This is a genomic window from Pontiella sp. (assembly GCF_041622395.1).
Taxonomy (GTDB): domain Bacteria; phylum Verrucomicrobiota; class Kiritimatiellia; order Kiritimatiellales; family Pontiellaceae; genus Pontiella.
The window spans coordinates 1-4,443 of record NZ_JBFJYW010000306.1; the positions used below are offsets into that span (position 1 = coordinate 1).

The 4,443-nt window shown below is 62.4% G+C and carries 2 protein-coding genes and 1 pseudogene; all 3 read left to right on the forward strand.

Annotation, left to right across the window (positions count from 1 at the left end):
- The first annotated feature begins 97 nt into the window (after nt 1-97).
- On the forward strand, nt 98-3,187 hold the full coding sequence (locus ABYO54_RS14450; protein WP_372808951.1) for an efflux RND transporter permease subunit: 3,090 nt from the start codon (nt 98-100) through the stop codon (nt 3,185-3,187).
- 10 nt (nt 3,188-3,197) lie between these two features.
- A complete protein-coding gene (locus ABYO54_RS14455) occupies nt 3,198-3,590 on the forward strand; it encodes a hypothetical protein (protein WP_372808952.1) in 393 nt (130 codons plus the stop codon).
- Between the two features lie 131 nt (nt 3,591-3,721).
- Nucleotides 3,722-4,443, forward strand: a pseudogene (locus ABYO54_RS14460) (histidine kinase); the annotation flags it as partial.

Here is a 4,443-nt window from a genome sequence, read left to right on the forward strand (position 1 = left end):
CAGAAGTATGTCGCCGCCGGCGCCTTTTCTCTCAAGGCGCAGATGGTCACCAGCGGAATGGATCCCCACGCAGGACATGGACATTAAGGAAGGCACGATGATTGAACGAATGATTAATGCTGTACTGAAAAACCGGGGGCTGGTGTTGCTGGCGTTGCTCGGGGTGGTCGGGCTCGGCGTGCTGGAATACCGCAAGCTCGACGTCGAGGCCTTCCCCGACATCTCGCCGATCATGGTGCCGATCTTTGCGGAGCCGGGCGGCATGGCGCCGGAAGAGGTCGAGCAGCTGATCACCTATCCGATCGAAACCGCCATGAACGGCCTGCCCAACGTCACGTTGATCAAGTCGACCTCGGCCTTCGGCATGGCGGTGATCTATGTCTATTTCACCGACGATACCGACATCTACTTTGCGCGCCAGCTGGTGGCGGAACGCCTCGCGGCGGCTTCGGCCGACCTGCCGGAAATGCATGAGCCGCCGACGCTCGGGCCGATCTCGACCGGGCTGGGGCAGATCTTTCTCTACTATCTGGCGCTGGAGGAGGGCGCCGATACGGACGGGCTCGACGAGCTGACCTACCTGCGCGACGTCAACGACTGGGTCGTGAAGCGGCAACTGCAGACGATCCCCGGCGTGACGGATATCCTGAGTTCCGGCGGGCATGTGCTGCAATACCAGATCCGGATCGACCCCTATCTGCTGCACCAATACGGACTCGCGCTCGAAGACGTGGCGACCGCCGTGCAGGCCAACAACCGCAACGTCGGCGGGCAATACCTGCAACTCAACTCCGAGGAGCACCTCGTCCGCGGCATCGGCTTCCTGCGCGATCTCGACGATATCCGCGGCATCACGCTGAAGACGTTCAACGGTACGCCCGTCACCATCGCCGACGTGGCGGAGGTGGAACACGGCCAGGCGCTGCGGCGCGGCGTCGTGATGCTGGGCGCGGACAAGGAAGTGGTTTCGGGCATCGTCATGAAACTGTTCGGCGCCAACTCGTCGGAGGTGATCGGCGCGCTCTACGAAAAAGTCGACCAGATCCGGGCCGGGCTGCCGGCGGGCGTTAAGCTGGTTCCCTACTACGAGCAGGCCGATTTGGTGGCGAACTCGACGCGCACGGTCAACGTGGCGCTGATGCAGGGCATGGTGCTCGTGCTGTTGGTGCTGGTCGCCTTTCTCGGTTGTTTCCGGGCGGCGATGATCGTCGCGCTGGCCATGCCGTTCTGCGCGCTGGTCGCCTTTATCGGCATGGAACGGTTCGGGATTTCCGCCAACCTCATGTCGCTCGGCGGCATTGCGATCGCGCTCGGTATGCTGGTCGACGGCTCCATCGTCGTCACCGAAAACATTCACCGCTTTCTGGGGCACGCCCACACTTGCGCAACTGTGGGCCGGAATCGGCTGCAGCTGATTCACGATGCCACCAAGGAGGTCGGCCGGCCGATCGCGTTTGCGATCCTGATCGTCATCATCGTCTTCCTGCCGATCCTCTCGCTGGAGGCGGTGGAAGGGAAAATGTTCAAGCCGCTGGCCTACACGGTGATGCTGGCGCTGGGCGGTTCGATCGCCTTCGCGCTGGTGATTGCCCCGGTGCTCGCCAGCTTCCTGCTCACCGAAAAGCCGTACAAGGAATCGAAGTTTTTCCGCGGGCTGAAAAACGGCTATCGCAGGCTGTTGGAGCAGGCGCTGAACGCCAAGGTGGGGGTCATGGTCGGCGTGGTGGTTCTTTCGGTGTTGGCGTACACGGGCCTTTCGCGGATCGGCACCGAGTTTATCCCGGTCCTGGAGGAGGGCACCGTAACGGTCGGGCTCAACATGGCGCCGTCCATCTCGCTGGGCGATGCCGAAAAAACCACGGCCTGGGCCGTGCGCGAAATCATGGCGGTGGAAGGCACCGGCGCGATCGTCACGCGCATCGGCCGCCCGGAAGCGGGCAGCCATCCGCACCCGATCAACTATGGCGAGATCCAATTCAGCCCGACCCATCGCCGGGAAAAGGACCGGATCATTGCCGAAATCCGCGAACGGCTCGACGGCTTTCCGGGCATTCAGGTGAACATCGGCCAGCCGATCCAGCACCAGTTCGACGAACTGCTCTCCGGCGTCCGCGCGCAGCTGGCCATCAAAGTCTACGGCGAAGACCTCGACGAAATCCGCGGCACCGCCGAGGCGGTGCGCGCGGCGCTCGACGGCATCGACGGCTTGGTCGACCTCTCCGTCGAACAGAGCTTTGGCCAGCCGCAGGTGCAGGTGATCCTCGACCACGAAGCGCTTGCCCGCCATGGCGTGCCGGGCGATCGCGTGCTGGATATGGTCGAGACCGCGGTCGGCGGCCGGGTGGTGGACACGCTCTACCGCAACACGCGCCGCTACGGCATCCACGTGCGCTATGCCGAGGCGTTCCGCGATACGCCCGAGGCGTTGGGCGCGCTCTTCATCCGCTCCGACGCCGGTGCGCTGCTGCGCCTCGATGAGCTCGCCGAAATCAAGATGCTCGATGGCCCGTTGCAGATCAGCCGGGAGAACAACCAGCGCCGCTGGATCGTGCAGGGCAACATCAAGGAGCGGGCGTTGAGCGCGGTGCTGGCCGATATCCAGACGGCCGTGGCCGAAAAGGTCGAGTTGCCGCCCGGGGTCTTCGTGGAATACGGCGGGCAGTTCGAGCAACAAAGAAATGCCATGAAACGGCTGGGCTTCATTGTTCCGATCGTCATCGTTTCCATCTTCGTGCTGTTGTGGATCGCCTTCCATTCGATGCGGCATGCGGCGATGGTGCTGCTCAACGTGCCGTTGGCGCTGATCGGCGGGGTGATCGGGCTGTGGGCGACCGGGCAATATCTTTCGGTTCCGGCCTCGATCGGATTCATCGCGCTGTTCGGCATCGCGATGCAGGATGCGATGGTGCTGCTGACCGACTTCAACGACCTGCGCAAGGAAGGGCAGGGCGTGCACGACGCCGTGGTACACGGAAGCCTCATCCGCTTCCGCCCGGTCATCATGACCACGCTTACGACCTTGTTGGGCCTGTTGCCGCTGCTGCTGTCGCACGGCGCCGGGGCCGAGGTGCAGCGCCCGCTCGCGGCGGTGGTTGTTTTTGGGCTGACCACCTCGACGTTCCTCACGCTGTTCGTGTTGCCGTTAATCTATGAGGCGGTGGAACGTAAATTGGAATCGAATGTATAGGAGACACAACATGAAAAAACTACTGATGAGCGCACTCACGGGCGTGGCGTTGGCCGGATGCAGCACCGTGAAGGAGGGGCAGCCTTCCCTGAAGATCGAGTCCAGCAAGGAGGTCCAGCTGACCAACGTGACCGTGACGCCCATGGCCGACGGCCTGGCGGTGTCCGGGACGTTCCGGCCCACCTCGCCAAACGTGCGCCGCACGGGGCACGTCGATATCGCCTTCGTCGATGCCGCTGGCGAAGCATTGACGCGGGTCAAGGCGATGCCGCACATCCACCGGTTTTCGCGCAACGCCATGCAAAAACCGAGTTTCGACGTTACCGCCGAAGTGGACGAGAGCCGGGTGGCGCTCGTCCGCGTCACCCACCATCCCGACCTGATCCAGGAGTGCGAGTTGTAGCGTGAAGACGAGGTATTGCCGCGCCGGTGGCGTTTTGGCTTAAACTGTGCTATTGTCGGGTTCTTGTTGAGGCGCGCACCCTCATCGGTCTGGGGTGCGGGCGTACTATTGCATGGGACTGGGAGGTGGATATGCCAATGGAAACCGAGTTTGCGCCGGCGGAACGCGCTTCGGAGGAAACCGTACAGCGTCAGTTTGAGTTGATGAGAACGTTGCCGTTTGTTTGGGAGTTCCTCGACGCGGTACCCAATATTTCCCTCGTGCTCAATGCGGAGCGGCAAATCGTGTTTGCCAACCGCGCATTCCGGGTGAGCGGCGGAATCGAGAAGGCGGAATCGAAGGATTGCGTCCATTCGTCCTATCTGGGAAAACGACCGGGCGAGGCGGCGGGTTGCATTCGCGCCGGACTGACGGTCGGCGGGTGCGGAACCACCGTTTTTTGCAGAACATGCGGCGCCGTCCAATCCATTCTCAATAGTCAAAAACAGCAGCTTCCGGATGTTCAGGAATGCCGCATGATCTGCGGCGAGGCGAATGAACCGCTGGATTTACGGGTATGGGCGCGGCCGATTTCGGTAGAGGACGAATCTTTTACGGTCTTCTCCGTCATGGATATCAGCGATGAAAAACGGCGGCGGGCGCTGGAACGCGTCTTCTTCCACGATGTCCTCAATACGGCGGGCGGCGTGAAGGGGCTGGCCGACCTGTTGACGGATTCCGGTTTGTCTGCCGAGGAAACGGAAGAGCTTGCCGGGATGCTCTCGGAGGCGGCGGAACAGCTGGTTGAGGAAATCACCGCGCAACGGGTGCTGGCGCTGGCCGAAAGCGGAAAGATGCAGCTGGACCTTATGCC